The sequence below is a fragment of the Pandoraea aquatica genome, from assembly GCF_902459565.1.
Lineage (GTDB): Bacteria > Pseudomonadota > Gammaproteobacteria > Burkholderiales > Burkholderiaceae > Pandoraea > Pandoraea aquatica.
The window spans coordinates 766,066-782,141 of record NZ_CABPSN010000002.1; the positions used below are offsets into that span (position 1 = coordinate 766,066).

Annotated in this window: 15 protein-coding genes; 5 read left to right on the forward strand and 10 right to left on the reverse strand. The window is 62.5% G+C overall.

Going from position 1 to position 16,076, the window contains the following annotated elements:
• Window positions 1–252 precede the first annotated feature (252 nt).
• The gene (locus PAQ31011_RS09010) at window positions 253–1,239 is read left to right on the forward strand and encodes an AraC family transcriptional regulator (protein WP_150575476.1); all 987 of its coding nucleotides are present in this window, start codon (window positions 253–255) and stop codon (window positions 1,237–1,239) included.
• A 2-nt stretch (window positions 1,240–1,241) separates the two neighbouring features.
• Here the strand turns inward: PAQ31011_RS09010 and ligD are convergent, their stop codons facing one another.
• Both ligD and ku read right to left on the reverse strand, forming a co-directional pair.
• Window positions 1,242–3,764, reverse strand: coding sequence for a DNA ligase D (gene ligD / locus PAQ31011_RS09015; protein ID WP_150575477.1), 2,523 nt, complete (start codon window positions 3,762–3,764; stop codon window positions 1,242–1,244).
• A gap of 8 nt (window positions 3,765–3,772) precedes the next feature.
• Complete coding sequence (gene ku, locus PAQ31011_RS09020; protein WP_150575478.1) at window positions 3,773–4,738, reverse strand: non-homologous end joining protein Ku; 966 nt, start codon at window positions 4,736–4,738, stop codon at window positions 3,773–3,775.
• Window positions 4,739–4,911: 173 nt separating this feature from the next.
• Here ku and PAQ31011_RS09025 point away from each other — a divergent pair, with 173 nt between their 5' ends.
• Together PAQ31011_RS09025 and PAQ31011_RS09030 are read left to right on the forward strand one after the other, a co-directional pair.
• Window positions 4,912–5,589: a hypothetical protein gene (locus PAQ31011_RS09025; protein WP_246179449.1), complete on the forward strand. Its 678-nt coding sequence runs from the start codon at window positions 4,912–4,914 to the stop codon at window positions 5,587–5,589.
• A gap of 40 nt (window positions 5,590–5,629) precedes the next feature.
• On the forward strand, window positions 5,630–5,881 hold the full coding sequence (locus PAQ31011_RS09030) for a hypothetical protein (protein WP_150575479.1): 252 nt from the start codon (window positions 5,630–5,632) through the stop codon (window positions 5,879–5,881).
• A 23-nt stretch (window positions 5,882–5,904) separates the two neighbouring features.
• Here PAQ31011_RS09030 and PAQ31011_RS09035 read toward each other — a convergent pair whose 3' ends face one another.
• The 6 genes from PAQ31011_RS09035 to gtdA form a co-directional block, all read right to left on the reverse strand.
• The gene (locus PAQ31011_RS09035; protein WP_150575480.1) at window positions 5,905–6,846 is read right to left on the reverse strand and encodes a 2-hydroxyacid dehydrogenase; all 942 of its coding nucleotides are present in this window, start codon (window positions 6,844–6,846) and stop codon (window positions 5,905–5,907) included.
• A gap of 138 nt (window positions 6,847–6,984) precedes the next feature.
• Window positions 6,985–8,328, reverse strand: coding sequence for an MFS transporter (locus PAQ31011_RS09040; RefSeq protein WP_150575481.1), 1,344 nt, complete (start codon window positions 8,326–8,328; stop codon window positions 6,985–6,987).
• A gap of 110 nt (window positions 8,329–8,438) precedes the next feature.
• A complete protein-coding gene (locus PAQ31011_RS09045) occupies window positions 8,439–9,656 on the reverse strand; it encodes a 3-hydroxybenzoate 6-monooxygenase (protein ID WP_150575482.1) in 1,218 nt (405 codons plus the stop codon).
• Between the two features lie 94 nt (window positions 9,657–9,750).
• Complete coding sequence (gene maiA / locus PAQ31011_RS09050; protein WP_150575483.1) at window positions 9,751–10,392, reverse strand: maleylacetoacetate isomerase; 642 nt, start codon at window positions 10,390–10,392, stop codon at window positions 9,751–9,753.
• Window positions 10,393–10,402: 10 nt separating this feature from the next.
• Complete coding sequence (locus PAQ31011_RS09055) at window positions 10,403–11,101, reverse strand: fumarylacetoacetate hydrolase family protein (RefSeq protein WP_046290737.1); 699 nt, start codon at window positions 11,099–11,101, stop codon at window positions 10,403–10,405.
• Between the two features lie 97 nt (window positions 11,102–11,198).
• Window positions 11,199–12,236: a gentisate 1,2-dioxygenase gene (gtdA, locus tag PAQ31011_RS09060; protein ID WP_150575484.1), complete on the reverse strand. Its 1,038-nt coding sequence runs from the start codon at window positions 12,234–12,236 to the stop codon at window positions 11,199–11,201.
• A gap of 202 nt (window positions 12,237–12,438) precedes the next feature.
• Between gtdA and PAQ31011_RS09065 the strand changes: the two genes are divergently transcribed.
• Window positions 12,439–13,389 (forward strand): LysR family transcriptional regulator, encoded by a 951-nt coding sequence (locus PAQ31011_RS09065; RefSeq protein ID WP_150575485.1) that lies wholly within the window; start codon window positions 12,439–12,441, stop codon window positions 13,387–13,389.
• A gap of 38 nt (window positions 13,390–13,427) precedes the next feature.
• On the opposite strand, the gene PAQ31011_RS09070 is transcribed toward PAQ31011_RS09065, so the two are convergent.
• Complete coding sequence (locus PAQ31011_RS09070; protein WP_150575486.1) at window positions 13,428–14,003, reverse strand: HEPN domain-containing protein; 576 nt, start codon at window positions 14,001–14,003, stop codon at window positions 13,428–13,430.
• Window positions 14,004–14,028: 25 nt separating this feature from the next.
• Window positions 14,029–15,150 (reverse strand): ParA family protein, encoded by a 1,122-nt coding sequence (locus PAQ31011_RS09075; RefSeq protein WP_150575487.1) that lies wholly within the window; start codon window positions 15,148–15,150, stop codon window positions 14,029–14,031.
• A gap of 249 nt (window positions 15,151–15,399) precedes the next feature.
• Here PAQ31011_RS09075 and ruvA point away from each other — a divergent pair, with 249 nt between their 5' ends.
• Entirely contained in the window at window positions 15,400–15,981 is a 582-nt protein-coding gene (gene ruvA, locus PAQ31011_RS09080) for a Holliday junction branch migration protein RuvA (RefSeq protein ID WP_150575488.1), read from the forward strand.
• Window positions 15,982–16,076: the final 95 nt, after the last annotated feature.

Consider the following 16,076-nt stretch of genomic DNA (forward strand, 5'->3'; position numbering starts at 1 on the left):
GGCGGGCGTTGTGCGGGCGGCCATTCGGCGGGAAAGCGTTGCCGAACATGGCGGTAACGTGACACGTAACTGTCGTGGTTTGTCATCGAATGATCGGTCGCACGAGGTGAATCTTGCCGAATTCTCCGGAATTCATGCCTGATCGTGTGGATGTGGTGGCGGAGGATCGGGCAATTTTTTATGACAGGCGTATGCTTCGGTTCATTGCGGCCTGGGAGGTTGAAGACGGCCGGCCAGAATCGAGGACTTGCCATGCATCTCGTCAAAACATCGCCACCGGCGTTGCTTCACGACACGTCGCCACAAGACGGTCACGCCGACGATCCGTCGCGCGCCGCCCGCGCGGAACTGGTGTATCTGCTCGAACGTGCGACGCACGGATTGGAAGGCACAGCGCCCACGGCCGTCGACGGTCTGATGGTGCATCGCATCCTGCATCCGGGTGGCCCGAAGCCTGCGTTGCAGCAACCCGCGTTTGCGGTGATCGCGCAGGGAGAGAAGCGTTTGCAGATCGGCGAAGCGCACTACGCGTACGACCCGATGCATTACATGGTGTCGTCCGTGCACTTGCCGGTGGTGGCGCAGGTGTCCGGGGCGAGTGAGCTATCGCCTTATCTGGGCATGCGTCTGAACTTGGTGGCGGATGACGTCACATCGTTGATTGGTGACGAGCATCTGCCGCCACCGGCCCCGTCGCCGTGCGGGCGTGGGTTGTACGTCAATCGGCTCGATGCCGCGTTGCTGGACGCGGTGCTGCGTCTGCTGCGACTACTCGACGCTCCGCGCGACATTCCGATTCTTGCGCCGATGATCAAGCGCGAGATCATTTACCGGTTGCTGATGAACGGGCAGGGGGTGTTGTTGCGTCAGATGGTGATGCAGGACAGCCAGATGAACCGGATCGCGAATGCGGTGCGGTGGTTGCGCGACCATTATGCAGAGCCGTTGCGTGTGGAGTCGCTGGCGCAGGAGGTGCATATGAGCGTTTCGTCGCTGCACCACCACTTCAAGCTGGTGACGGCGATGAGTCCGTTGCAGTATCAGAAGCAATTGCGCTTGCAGGAAGCACGTCGTTTGATCTTCGTGGCAGACGTTGCCGTGTCGTCGGCTGCGCAGGCGGTGGGTTACGAAAGCGCGTCGCAGTTCAGCCGCGAGTACGCCCGCGTCTTCGGCGAAGCGCCGTTGCGAGATAAGCGCCGGTGGTTACAGGATGGGGATGTGGGCGCGCCGAGACGGTAACTTCAATCTCCCAACCGATCCAGCATCTTCTTCGTCACTCGCTGCTGCGATGCCTCCTCGTACTCGGCCCACGGGTCTTGTTTCAATGCTGTGAGGCGGTCGAGGGCATTGCGCACGGTCCAGGCGTCGGCACCCGGCAAATCGGACAATTCCTCCCAGTGGATTGGCATCGATACCGCCATGCCTTCTCGCGCCCGAGCCGAATAAGCGCACACGGTTGTCGCCCCCCGGTAGTTGCGCAGATAGTCGATGAAGCACTTCCCAACGCGATGCTTCGGTCCCATCGTTGCCGTAAATCGGTCGGGAAAAACGTGCGCCATATGCTTTGCGACGGCTTCTGCAAACCCCTTCGCGAAGTCCCATTCGTGACGCCTCGCCAGTGGCGTCACCACATGCAGCCCCCTGCCACCGCTCGTTTTCACGAAAGCCTTCAGCCCGAGTTCGTCCAGCAACCCGCGAATGAGTTGCGCGCCTTCTACAATCTGCGCGAATGTCACCCCCTTGCCGGGGTCCAGATCGAAGATCACCCGATCGGGGCGCTCAATCAGATCGCTACGCGCATTCCACGTGTGGAACTCCACCGAACCCATCTGCACGGCTCCGACGAGCGCGCGTGAATCGTCGATCTGCATAAGCGGTTCGTGGTCGGGGTCGAGCGACGTGTCGAGCATGCGTACGCCGGTGATCGTCTTCGCGGCATGCTTCTGGAAGAACATCTCGCCGCCAATCCCTTCCGGTGCGCGCAAGACAGCGACCGGCCGGTCGGCGAGGTGCGGGAGCATCCATTGGCTGACGGCGTCGTAATACTCGGCAAGCTCGACTTTCGTCACGCCCGAATGCGTATCCATCACGCGTTCGCCGTGTGTGATTTTCACGGAAAGGGCGGATGACTTCGACCGGGCGGTACTCGCAGCTTTCGGCATGGACGGCATCTCCTTCGATGAGTTGACGGCACCGTTGCGGTGCGTTTCACGTCGAATTTCGCGGCGAATCTCCTTCGCCGGTTTGTCGGTGCGCATTGCGTGAAACGCGGCCTGACGCACGTGACCGTCACGCGTCCACTCGGCGAAGCGAACTTCTGCGATCAGCATCGGACGCACCCAGTGCACAAGCGCTCGTCCCCCCGGACGCGGCGCAGGAGACAGGGCAGGGCGAGGCGTCTCGACAGCGTCGAGTTGCTTGCGCATGCGCAGCAGCGCCTCGGTGTCGAAGCCGGTGCCGACCTTACCCGCATAGCGCAGCGTCTCGCCATCGTCGTCGTAATAACCGAGCAGCAACGCACCGAAGCCCTGTCGCGAACCGGACGGCTCCGTGAACCCCACCACGACGAACTCCTGACGCTGCGAACACTTGAGCTTGCGCCACGCGTCGCTGCGACCGTCGACGTAGGTCGAGTCGTCGCGCTTGACCATGATGCCTTCGAGGCCCGCTTCGCATGCGCCGTGCCAGAGCGAACCGAGATCGCCTGCGACAGGTTGGAGGACCCGAACGGCATCCGTCTCGTTGCCTTCAAACACGCTCGCGAGCCTCGTCTGACGTTCGTGCAAGGGCGCATCGCGCAGATCCTGTCCGTTACACCACGGCAGATCGAAGACGTAAATGACGATGGCGCTCTGGGTGTCCTCGTCGAACGCTCGTTGTAACGCCTGAAAGTCCGGCAATCCATGCGCGTTCGTGACGACGGCCTCGCCGTCGAGCCACGCATTCGGGAGGCCGCGCTCGCGCAAGGCGGCGACTGCGGGCTGGAAGCGGTGCGTCCAATCTTGCCCCGAGCGTGTGAAGACGCGAATGTCGCTGCCTGCGATGCGGATGAGGACGCGATAGCCATCGAGCTTCAACTCGGCGTGCCATCCTTCCGATGACGGCGCCTGATCGACGAGCGTCGCCAGCATCGGACGCATCTCATCGGGCGGTTTCACCGAAGATTTACGTGACGTTGCAGGCTTCGCTGTCGGTGGCTCGGCGTGCGGTGACGCATGTCCATCGTCATGCCGGTGAATCAGTAACCATTGCGGCTGACGCGCGGGTTTTTCGGTGCGCACCAGCGTCCAGTGACCGCTGAGTCGCTGACCTTGCAATGTGAACGACAACTTGCCGTGCGCATAATCGCGCGATGCGTTGCCGTCGGGTATCCAGACTCCGCTATCCCAGATGTCGACGTGTCCCGCACCGTAGTTGCCCGCAGGAATGTCGCCTTCGAAGTCGGCGTAAGCGAGCGGATGATCTTCGACCTGAACGGCCAGTCGCGGACGGCTGACGTCCGGACTCGGTTGCTTCGGCAGCGCCCACGAACGCAGCGTGCCGTCGAGTTCGAGACGGAAGTCGTAGTGAAGATGGCTGGCGTCATGTCGTTGGATGACATATCGCAGCGCATGCTTGCGGGCCGCACGCTTACCGCGTGGCTCGGGCGTCGCGGAGAAGTTGCGTTTCGCGTCATACGCCGCGAGCGGGTCGGCGGATTTTCGACTGCTCGTTGCTCTCGCTTTCGTTGTCTTGGTCGTCTGACCTGAGGCGCGTCTGGGCATCGTCGCGCTCACTTGGATTTGGTGGACTTGGCCGACTCGGTGCGCTTGGTCGCAGCCTTCTTCGTCGCCGTCTTCTTACCTGTCTTGCCATCGGACGCGTTTGTCGACTTGCGCGCCTTCGCAGGTTTCTCCTCGACGTCCTGCGCTTCGACGGTGACGGCGTCGCGCTTACCCTTCGTCCCGAGGCTCTGCTTGAGCAGCGCCATCAGATCGGTGACGTTTGCATTGCTCGCCAGCTTCGGTGCGCTCGCTTCGATTTGCGCGACTTCGCGTGTCTGGCCGGACGCGATCTTGCGGTCGATGAGCGCCTTGAGGTCATCCTGAAACGTGTCGTGATAGTCGCCGGGACGCCAGGGGCCGGACATCTCGTCGATCAGCCGGATCGCCATATCCAGTTCGCGCTCGCCGGGCGCGGCGAGCTTCTGCAACTTCTCCTTTGTCAGCCCGACCTCGGCCGGATCGCGCATCTCGTCCTGCCATCGAAGGGTGTCGAGCACGAGCGCGTCGCCGGCCGGTGCGAGCACCGCGAGATGCGCGCGTGTGTGCATCACCACGCGTGCAATGCCGAGTTTGCCCGCCCTGATGAGCGCCGCGTGCAGCAGCGCGTAGGCCTTCGCGCCGCCGCGCTCGGGCACGAGGTAGTACGGCGTGTCGAGATACATGAAGGAGACGTCTGTCGCGTCGACGAACGCCAGAATGTCGACGGTCTGCGTCGCGGTCGGGTTGGCCGAGCGGATTTCGTCGTCGCTGAGCACGACATAGTTGCCCTTCTCGTACTCGTAGCCGTGCACGATCTGGTCGCGCGGCACCTCTTTGCCGTTCTCCTTGTTCACGCGCTTGTAGCCGACCGGGGACATGGTGCGCTTGTCGAGCCAGTCGAGATCGAGCTTGTGTGTCGTCGACGCAGGAAACAGCGTGACGGGCACGTTGACCAGTCCGAAGCTGATGGCACCCTTCCAGATTGCGCGAGCCATAGATGCTCCCAATGAGGGGGTAATGTTGCGATTCTTGCAGGGCAGGCCGGGTTCCCATGCATTGATTTTCTCAATGCCGACGGCCATGCCATAAGGATTCCTTGATGAAACGAAGCGGCCTGACGCTTATCCCATTGGAATCGATGCATGACATCAGCAAAGGGAGATAGGCGATGGCGATGATCGTGGCAGGGCGATTCACGACGTTCGATCAGGCGAATCTGGTGGCGAGCCGGTTGTACGACCGGTCGTTTCGGCCGTCAGACGTGTCGGTGTTCTTTCTGAATCCCACTGGCCAGCACGCGAAGTTTCCGATGGGCGGCGATGTCGACGCCGATGCTGCGGCGCGCCCGGCGAGCCGGGGGGCGGCACAGGGCATCATCGCCGGTGGCGCGTTCGGGCTTGCGCTGGGGGCGTTGCTCTACGTCGCGATCTGGCGCTTCTGGCTCGTGCCTGTCGTCGGCATGATGGCCGGGGCCTATCTGGGCGCATTTCTCGGCGCTTTGCGCCGCATGCAAAGTCGTGAGCGCGTGTCGTCAAAGCAAGCAGGTATGCGCGATGCCGGGGTGATGCTGGCCACGCACGTCAGCGAATCCACGGCGGATACGGCGATTGCCGTGCTGCGCGATGCAGGCGTCGCAGAGATCGAACAGGCGAATGGTGTGTGGGAAGGCGGCGAATGGCGCGACTTCGACCCGGTGCAGCATGCGCATCATGCGCAAGATGTGCAAGCGGGTGAACGTGAACCGCATGCCGAGCCGACGATTGGTGTGGCGGCCAACGAACGCGATGACCGAGACGCTCGCGACGACGCAACCCGCGTGAGACCCCGACGTACCGACTGGCTGTAGAATCGACTGCGTTCCATGATGACCGTTCAGGAGGCTGACAATGCTGTCGATCCATACCGGTTTCGTCGTTTGCCCGACCTGCAAGTCCCGATTCGCCGTGGCGGCCAGTGAGCCGACCGTACAGGCGCTCCACGACTATCTCCATTCGGATGCCGAAGTGAAGTGCCCGACTTGCGATACCGTTTTCGCGACGGGCAGCGCCAAGAGCAGCATCGAGTTCGAGCCCGTCAATGACGGCGAGACGCTCTCGCCGTCTCCCGTGCGAAGCATCGACGGGCTCGATAATCACTGAATCATGGCGCTTGGGTCAGCGGCTCACAGCGGCGTCATCACCGGTTCGCCCGCCTGATAGCGGCGGGTGTTCTCCATGAACATCGAGAGCGTGGCGGCTTCCGCTTCCGGCGAGCGGCCTGCCACGTGCGGGCTCAGCACGATGTTCTGCAAGTCGATGAGTGCTGCGGGCGGCGACGGCTCGCCTTCGTAGACGTCCAGCCCTGCGCCAGCTATCACGCCGTTGCGAAGTGCGTCGGCAAGCGCTGCGGTATCGACGACGCTGCCACGTCCCAGGTTGACGAGAAAGCCGTCTTTGCCGAGCGCGCGCAACACGTCGGCGTTGATCATGTGATGGGACTCTGCGCCGCCCGGTGCCGTCACCACCAGAATGTCGGCCCATTCGGCCAGTGCCGTCACGCTGTCGAAGTATTGATAGTGCGACGGGAGATCGTCGCGACGGTTGCGGTTTCGGTAGCCGATCTGCATGTCGAAACCTTCGCCGCGTTTGGCGAACTGACGGCCGACCGCGCCCAGACCAACGATTCCGAGTTTCTTACCGGCCACACCCGGCTGCATCGGCAGCGCGTCGCGCCAGATGCCCTTGCGGCACGCCGCGTCATATTCCGGAATACGGCGAATCGCGGCGAGCAACAGGGCGAAGCCCTGATCCGCCACGGTCGGTGCGTTGGCACCTGCGCCATGCACCACCACGATGTCGCGCGCGCGCATCGCCGCAATGTCCAGATTCTCGTAACCGGCCCCCAGTGCGCTGACCAGCTCGACGTTGGGCAGGTGTGTCAGCTCGGCGGCGCTCATGCCGCGTGAACCGTTGGTGAGCACGAAACGCACGCGCTCCCCGTCAGGTCCCCAGCCTTCCGGCGTCGGATGGTGGCTCGGGCGGTAAATCACTTCGAAACGGGTTTGCAGTTCGGACAACTGCTCGGGATGCATCGGGATGATGACCAGCAAGGGGGGCAGCGACACCTTCAATCTCCGTCAGAGGAATTTGGACCGACGGCGACGGGTGTGCAGGCACCTCGATTCGCCGTCAGTCGACACTCTATCCCTATCCGCGACGGATTGCGCGCTGGATCCGCACAAGCTTATGCAGCGTTTGCAGTGTTATGCAGCGGCTTCCACGGCCAGCACGGCCTGACGATGGCGAATGCGCCCGAGCGTCAGCATCGTGAAGCCAGCCAGCACCGCAGGCACGCCGATGGCGGCGAACAGCGCGGGCATCGACCAGCCCATGGCGAGCATCGATGCGCCGCCGACCGAGCCGACCACCGACCCCAAACGCCCGACACCGTTCGCCCAGCTCACACCGGTCGCACGGCAATCCGTCGGATAGAACTCGGCGGAGAGCGCGTTCGCGCCGACCTGTCCGCCCGAGACGCAGAACCCGGCCCAGAACACGGCCACCGACGCGAGCACCGGCGAACTGGCCAGCGGGCCGACGGCGGCCACGCATACGCCAGCCAGTACGTAGGCGGCCGCGAGCACGTAATGCGGATTGAAACGGTCCATCAACCAGCCGAGCACGATGGCCCCGAGCGTGCCACCCACCTGGAACATCGCGGTGACGATGGCCGCGTTACGCAGCGTAAGGCCATTGGTGCGAAGCAACGTCGGCAGCCAGCTCGAGAGCAGATAGATCACCAGCAGGCTCATGAAGAACGTCACCCAGAAGAGCAACGTGCCACGCAGCAACTCGGGCGTGAAGAGATGGCGCACCGGCGACGTGGTCGACGGCTTCATCGCCACATTGAACGTTGCACCGCGCAGATCCTCATGCGGCGCAATGCGTTGCAGCGACGCGGCCACGCGCTCCGGCGACTTGCCCGCCATCACCAGATAGCGCACCGACTCGGGCAGTGCACGGATCAGGATCACGCCGAGCACGATGGGCATGATGCCGCCGACGATCAGCACCGAACGCCAGCCGAAAGCTTCGATCAGGCCTGCCGAGGCGAGGCCACCGAGGGCCGAGCCGAGGGTGAAGCCGCAGAACATGGTCGTCACGAGGAACGAACGGCGCGAGTCGGGGCAGTACTCCGACGTCAGCGTGATCGCGTTCGGCATGGCACCGCCGAGGCCGAGGCCCGTCAGAAAGCGCAGCGCGATGAGGTGCCACAGATCCATCGACCAGGCCGAGGCGAGACTCGCGACACCGAAGAAGAGGACCGAGAAGATCAGGATGGTCTTGCGTCCGAGCTTGTCGGCGAGCGGGCCGAACAGGAACGCACCGGCCATGAGACCGGCAAGTCCCGCACCGAACAACGGGGCGAGATGCGCGGGCGTGAGCGACCATTCGGCACGAATCGCGGGGGCGATGAAACCGATGGCGGCGGTATCGAAACCGTCGATGGCGACGATCAGGAAGCACAGAACGACGATCATCATCTGAAACGGCGAGATGCGATGCCGGTCGATGAACGCCGTCACGTTGATGGGATTCGCTGGCATGGGGTGTCTCCTCTAGGGTGCCAGAAGTCGCGCGGCAACAGGCAAGCGTCGCGCGACGGGTCCACGCGGTGGAATTTTTTTGTTCCGCGTGGGGTATTGCGCTCAGCCGATCATGCGTCGGCCAGCCACGGGGTTTGCGACAGGCAGTTCTCGGCACGCCAGCCGTGCAGCCATTGCAGCGCGTCGTAGAACTGCGTCTGCGTGCGGCCCTTCCACAGCGAGTTGCGCACCCAGCGATCCACGCCCTTGGCGTGATAGACGCGACCCATGTCGCGCGCGCCGTACAGCACGCGTGCGGTGCGCGGAATGCGGGCGTGTTCGTAGCGACGGAAGGCTTCGGTGAAGTCGCCGTTCGCAGCCGTATAGGCGGCACCGAGGGTGACGGCGTCTTCGAGGGCCTGACACGCGCCTTGCGCGATGTACTGCGTCATCGGGTGCGCCGCGTCGCCGAGGATGGTCGCGCGGCCGAAGCTCCACTGCGCGACCGGGTCACGGTCGGCGGTGGCCCAGCGACGCCACGACGTCGGACGGTCGAGCATCTGGTGCGGCAGCGCGTCGATGCCTTCGAAGTACGACAGCACTTCTTCTTTACTGCCGTCGCGCACGCCCCATACTTCCTGTTCACGGCTATGGAAGGTCACGACGAGGTTGTATTGCTTGCCGCCACGCAGCGGGTAGTGCACGAGGTGACAGTTCGGGCCGGCCCATACGACCGGCGCGTTGACCTGCAAGTCCTGCGGCATGTTCTCGACGTCGACCACTGCGCGGTAGACCACATGGCCCGTCACGCGCGGCTCGTCGCCGATCAGTGCGGCACGCACGGCGGACTTCACGCCGTCGCATCCGATCACGGCGTCGGCCGTGTGACGCTCGCCGTGCTGATCGATGACGGTGACGCCGTTCGCATCCTGCTCCAGCGACACAACGCGCGTTGCCGTGCGGAACTGGATTCGCGGATTGCGTTGTACGGCTTCGAGGATCGACAGATGAATGTCTGCGCGATGGATCACGGCGTACGGATTGCCGAAGCGCTCGCGATACGGCGTGCCGACGTCGACTTCCGCGATGATGCTGCGATCGATGGCGTCGCGCAGCGTGATGTGATCGGTGAAGACCGAGCGTCCGCGCGCGGCCTCGCCGACGCCAAGGGCATCGAGTGCAGCGAAGGCGTTGGCCGCCAACTGGATGCCTGCACCGATTTCGCCGATGGTCTCGGCCTGTTCCAGCAGTTCGATCTGCACGCCCTGATTGGCGAGTGCGAGTGCAGCGGCGAGTCCGCCGATGCCGCCGCCGACGACCAGCGCTTTGGGTTGATGGGGTTGCGTCATGCTTGTCTCCTCGGGCAGTGCCTGCCCTCCTGCTTTTTCATTCACTTCCGGCACGTGCGGCCGGGGGCGTGTCAGCACCCCGGCTGCGCGTGCGTCACACCGAGTAATCCGGTTGACGGTTGGGTGCCGCTGCAAGAAACGCCGGGTGCGTTTCCGCCTGCGCGAACACCGCCATAGCCCGTGGATACGCCGACAGATCGCAACCCATGCGCTGGGCGTTGGCGATCTGCGGGATCAGGCAGACGTCGGCCAGCGTGGGCGTGTCGCCGAAGCACCACGCGCCGTGTCCGTACTTCACCAGCAGACGCTCCACTCCGGCCATGCCTTCTGCGACCCAGTGGCGATACCACGCATCTTTCTGCTCGGCCGACAAAGCGAGCGGCCCTTGCAGATACTTCAGAATGCGTAGGTTGTTCACCGGGTGGATGTCACAACTGATGAGCATTGACAGTTCGAGCACGCGGGCGCGCGCTTCGATGTCCTGCGGCACCAGACGCGACTGCGGATACTTCGCGTCGAGATAGTCGATGATCGCGAGCGACTGGCCGAGCGATACGTCGCCATCGACCAGCGCGGGCACGGTGGCCGAGGCGTTCACTTCGTCGACATAGGGTTGTGCGCGATGCTCGCCGACACGGATGTTCACCGGAATGGTGTCGAACGCGAGTCCCTTGAGCGCGAGCGCGATACGCACGCGGTACGACGTCGAACTGTTGAAAAAGCTGTAGAGCTGCATGACCGTTGCCTCAGACCACGCGCACCGTGATCTCGCCGAGACCTTCGACGGCCGTGACCATCGTCTCGCCTGCCTTGACCGGGCCGACGCCTTCCGGGGTGCCCGTGTAGATCAGGTCGCCCGGTTCCAGACGGAAGAATTGCGACAGGTACGAGACCGTCTCGGCGACCGACCAGATCAGATGCGTGACGTCGCTCTTTTGCTTTTGCACGCCGTCCACGGTCAGCGAGATCGCGGCCTTTTCGACGTGACCGACGCTAGAGACCGGATGGATCGGGCCGATCGGTGCCGATGCATCGAAGGCCTTGCCGATTTCCCACGGGCGGCCCATCTCGCGCATCTTCATTTGCAGATCGCGACGCGTCATGTCCAGACCGACGGCGTAACCCCAGACGTGTTCCAGTGCCTGATCGAGCGGAATGTCGGAGCCGGCCTTGCCGATCACGGCGACCAGTTCGGCTTCGTAGTGGTAGTTGCTCGTCTGCGCCGGGTACTTCAGTTCCAGCGTGTCGCCGTACGCGACCGGCAGCACGGCGTCGGCCGGCTTGCAGAAGAAGAACGGCGGTTCGCGGTCCGGATCGAAGCCCATTTCACGGGCATGGGCGGCGTAGTTGCGGCCGACGCAGTACACGCGACGCACGGCGAACTGGTCGTTGCTGCCGACAACGGGAATGCCGACGACGGCGGGCGGGGTGAAGACGTAGGACATGGTGATTGACTCAGCGAATTAAGGGGAAGGGCGATGACCTCGCGCGTGCCACGCAGGCGTGGCGCACGCGTGAGGTCGTCAAATCGTCGGATCTCGCTCAGGTGCGCGACTCGCGCAGCAAATTCAGCGCGGTGAGCACCGGGCGGTCGGAGTAGCTGAACAGCACGGCGTCGTCGAGCGCGGCGAGTTGCACCGGTGCCCACGATGGCACCACGAAGTGATCGCGCGGCTCGAACTGGAACACGTCGTCGCCGATGCGTACCGTGCCGCGGCCTTCGACGACCGAGAAGACCGTTGCATCGGTGCTGCGATAGGTCTTGCCCTGGAAGCCGGCCGGCAGGTATTGCATGAACGTTGCCATCGTCGGCATGGGCCAGCCACCGGTCGCCGGATTGACGTAGCGCAGCTTGATGCCGTCCCACGGATCGAGTTCACCGTTGCGGTACAGCGTGTCGAGCGCTTCGCGCGAGCGGGCGTACGGGTAGCTGAAGATCGGCGACGTCGGGTCGCTCACCTTATGGTGCACCGGCAGCATGTTGAAACCGTAGCGCGCGAAGCTGTCGCCCTCGGGGCGCTGCACGGGTTGCTGCGATTCGGGGTAGTTCTCGGCGAAACCGGCGTCGAAGTACTGCACGAGCGGGATGTCGAGGCCGTCGAGCCACACGACCGGCTCGCCATCGGCCGGATTGCCGTGGTCGTGCCACGTCCACGACGGCGTGATGATGAAGTCGCCCGGATGCATCGTGGTGCGCTCGCCGTTGACGGCCGTCCATGCGCCGCTGCCTTCCACGATGAAGCGCAGCGCCGATTGCGTGTGACGATGGCTCGGCGCGATTTCGCCCGGCAGGATCAGTTGCAGACCGGCATAGAGCGAACCGGTGATGCTCGACGAGCCCGGCGTGCCGGGGTTCTGCAGAATCAGCACACGACGCACGGCTTCTTCGGCGCTGATGACGCGGCCCGCTTCCATCACGAGCGGGCGCACTTCGTTGTATTTCCAGATGGCGGGTACAACGCGCGGGCGCGGCTGGGGCGGCACCAGACTGTGCAGCGATTCCCACAGCGGGGCCATGTGGTTGTGACCGATGTGTTCGTAATAGGCAGCGCGTTCGGCGCTGGGGGCGCGGTCGGACATGCTTGTCTCCATGTTGGAAGGGGGCCCGGTTAGCTCGTCTGGCGGGTATTGCCGACGGCGTACGTGGTGGTTTTCGGGTCTATGGATAGCGTTATACTCGGCGAGACATATTCTTTGAAATGAAAAAATCATCGGATCCATACGAAAAAATGTATGGGTCGAGTGATTTGGGCGGCACCGTCGAGGTGCCGGGAGACAGCGCATGGATTGGACTCAACGACTGCGTCTGCGCAACTTGCAGATGCTGCTGACCCTCGCGGAGACGGGCAACATGAGCCAGTCCGCCGCGCTGCTCAACACGACACAGCCCGGGTTGTCGAAGTGGCTCAAGGATCTGGAGGACGACATCGGCTTGCCGCTGTTTGAGCGTCAGGCGCGCGGACTGCGGCCGACGTCGTACGGCGAGGCGCTGATTCAGCATGCGAGACGCATCGAAGCGCAGCTCGACACGGCGCGAGACGATCTCGACGCCATGCGCGAAGGCGGGAGCGGGTTGGTGGCGATCGGGACGTCGGGGGCGTCGTCGGCGGATACGGTGCCGCTCGCGGTATTGCTGCTGCTGCAACGCATGCCCCGGGTGCAGGCGCGCGTCGTCGAAAACACGATGGACCGGTTGATGAATCAGCTGGCCCACAGCGAGATCGATATCGTTGTTGGACGCTCGGCCCCTGAGTTGCAAGACCGGAACGTGCGCACGGAGGCGCTGTATCTGGAGCCGCTGCACTTCGTCGCAAGAACGCGGCATCCGGTGTTCTCGTTGCCGGCGGTGGATTGGGCCGATATTCAGCGTTACCGCTGGGTCGTCTGGCCGCGCGGCACACCGATCCGCAACGCGCTGGAGTCGGCGCTGGCCGAAGCGGGGTATTCGCTTCCGAACGACACCGTCGAATCGAACTCGACGATTCTCAATCTCACACTGCTCAACAACAGCGACATGATCGGTCTGGCGTCGCACCGCACGGCGAGCCGCTTGCAGGCTCTCGGGGCGCTGCGCATTGTGCCTTTACGTCTCGCCGGGTTCGGTGGTGTCTCGATGTACTGGCGGGATGATGGTGCGAACCGCGCGGCGGTCGTCGAAGCGCTTGAATGCCTGCGCTCGGCAGCAAAGCGCTCGACGGGGGATTTGGTGGAAGGGGTTGAGGGGAATGGCTAACGATGAGGCCGCCTCGCGGGCGAGGCGGCAGCATGCGATTAGTGAACTAACCCATGGATTGTTTCGCCTAGCTTTCTGATGAAGCGGGCAAAGTCAGTGGTCAACTGGAGATCGATGGATCGTTTGAACTTGTATTCCGCGTCCATATCGGCTTCGTGGGCGATGGAGTTTCGTCTACGCACAATTGTTTCCAATGTCGCGCGGACGTAGGTTTCGTCTTCGCCCATCACGGCAGCAATCTTCTGCCATTTCCGGTTCTCAGCCCAGATGTAGCTGAGCCCGTCGGCAACTTTATCGGGACTCTGAAAGGACAAGGCACGTAGCTTGTTTTGTATCGTTCTGGAAAAGACGTTGTCGTTAGGCGAATCGCCAGCGACCTTTAGTCGGACGACGATGCCAATCGGAATCGTCTCGCCAAGATACTTTGGGGTCGATGCGCGTTGGCCTGCATAAATGTCGACCATGCCGGTATGAATGACGTCGTGTAGAAGTCGATCAAACGCGCTAACCGACGACACAACCTTCGACCGTAGCACGTCGTCCAGACTCCTCGCCCGAAGCTTGTTCTCCGCCAAATAGTCATGAATGACGGTCATCGCGTCGACGTCGTCCATGTTGGAACGGAAGGCACGTAGTGAATCAAACATGTTTGAAAAGCGAAGTGAGTCCAGCGTTTATACGATCAAGTTGCGCACGAAGGTGATCGCGCTGTCGCACTTCTTCCATCGATAAAGGCCCGATCTCTCCCGCGTGAGCATCTGAAAGTGCGAAGGCCGGGATGCCAACCTCGATTGCCTTGTTGCGAAGTGCACTGAAGTCGTCCATTTCCTGCAGGCAGTAACCATCGTCTCGGATAGCGGCAGGGTATTGATCCGGCAGGAAGCACATGTCCTGATTCAGCAGGTGCGGGAAGACGTCATTCGAGATCGCTGACTTAATATCCGCCGCATTCTGACGATGGGGGCTCATCGTCCGGCCGTTCCTATAACTGAATCGCTGAATCAGCATGCCGCCAAACTTTGGTGTCCCGGGACGCAAAGGGTAAACCGCGTCTTCCAGTGTTTCGATCGATTCGTTTTTCCATCGGACCCAACGCGCCGTCACATATTTGAGTGGCTCGAGCGCTTTGACGGAGCCCGGTGATGGCATTGTCGGCACGACGAAGACATCGCTGTGAATGAAGAGATTTTGATTGATCCCACCGATCCCGGGGCCGAGGTTGATTAGCGTGAAGTCGATGTTGTACTTGCTCTCGCACGACGCGATTAGATTATTGAAAGCGCCGGGCGTGCTTTTAAGCGAGCCATATTTCTCATCCGCATCTTGTGCGAGCATGAGGTAGAAGTCCCACTCGGCCAGATTGGGATGACCTGGAAGCAGATGAAGGTTCGGCGCCTGTTGCACGGATGGGCATTCGATGAGCTTTATGGGCAACGTGTCCAGCTTGAATGCGGCACTTGTTGCATCCTTCAAGTTTTGGCGACCTGTGTTCTCGCTAGCGTAGTACTCGTCAAATCCGTCACGCAGTATCAGACTCGTCAAATTGCACGTCGGATCTGCGTCAACCAGCAGGACGCGATGCTTCTCCGCCATCAGCCATCCGAGTTCGTAAATCGACGTGGTGTTGTTCACGTCGCCTGGGTAGTTAAAAAGGACAAGCCGTTTTGCCATTTTTTGTTCCGTCGAGTGAGCGGTATCGGGTCCGGCGAAGACTGCCGGATTGGGCAGCAGGTGGGGCGTGCGGGATTGAAGATGAAACACAGCGATTCCAAATGTGAGAGCAGGACCACGAGTCTTACAAGGATTCCCGCACCCCGCTGACACTCGAGAAGAAGCCGTCGAAACGAAACCTCATTGCGATCAAAGGCTTACGGTGGGCTTCGCCGCGCACTTATCCGAACTTCCCCATGCCCCGCGCGGCATCGATGAAAACCTGCACTCCAAACCCCAAAGCCACCCGAACGGTTTGCTAAACTTGCCGCCTGTCGAAGTCACTCTCTCGGGGCGTCAATGATTGGCCGCATCTCCGGCACGCTGCTGGAAAAGAATCCGCCGCACATCCTGGTCGATTGCCAGGGTGTGGGTTATGAAATCTCGGTGCCGATGAGCACTTTCTTCAACCTGCCGAACGTCGGTGAGCGCGTGACGTTGCTCACGCAGTTCATCGTGCGCGAAGACGCGCAACTGCTCTTCGGTTTCGGCTCTCCTGACGAGCGCAACACCTTCCGCGAACTGCTCAAGATTTCGGGCGTCGGTGCACGCACCGCACTCGCGATCCTCTCGGGCATGAGCGTGGCCGACATTGCGCAGGCGGTCACGTTGCAGGAATCCGGACGTCTGACGAAGATCCCGGGCATCGGCAAGAAGACGGCCGAGCGTCTGCTGCTCGAACTCAAGGGCAAGCTCGGCGCGCAACTCGGTACCGTCGCTGGTGCAGCCGCCCCGCACGACCACAAGAGCGACGTCGTCAACGCACTGCTCGCGCTGGGCTACTCCGACAAGGAAGCGCTCGCGGCAGTCAAATCCGTGCCCGACGGCACGAGCGTGTCGGACGGTATCAAGCACGCGCTCAAGTCGCTGTCGAAGGCCTGAGCGGGCCGTATGGACGAGAGCGCAGCGGCCGACCGTTATCCGTCGACCGCAAGCAAGCGGCTGGGTGTGGCTAAGCGTGACCAGGCGTGACTAGG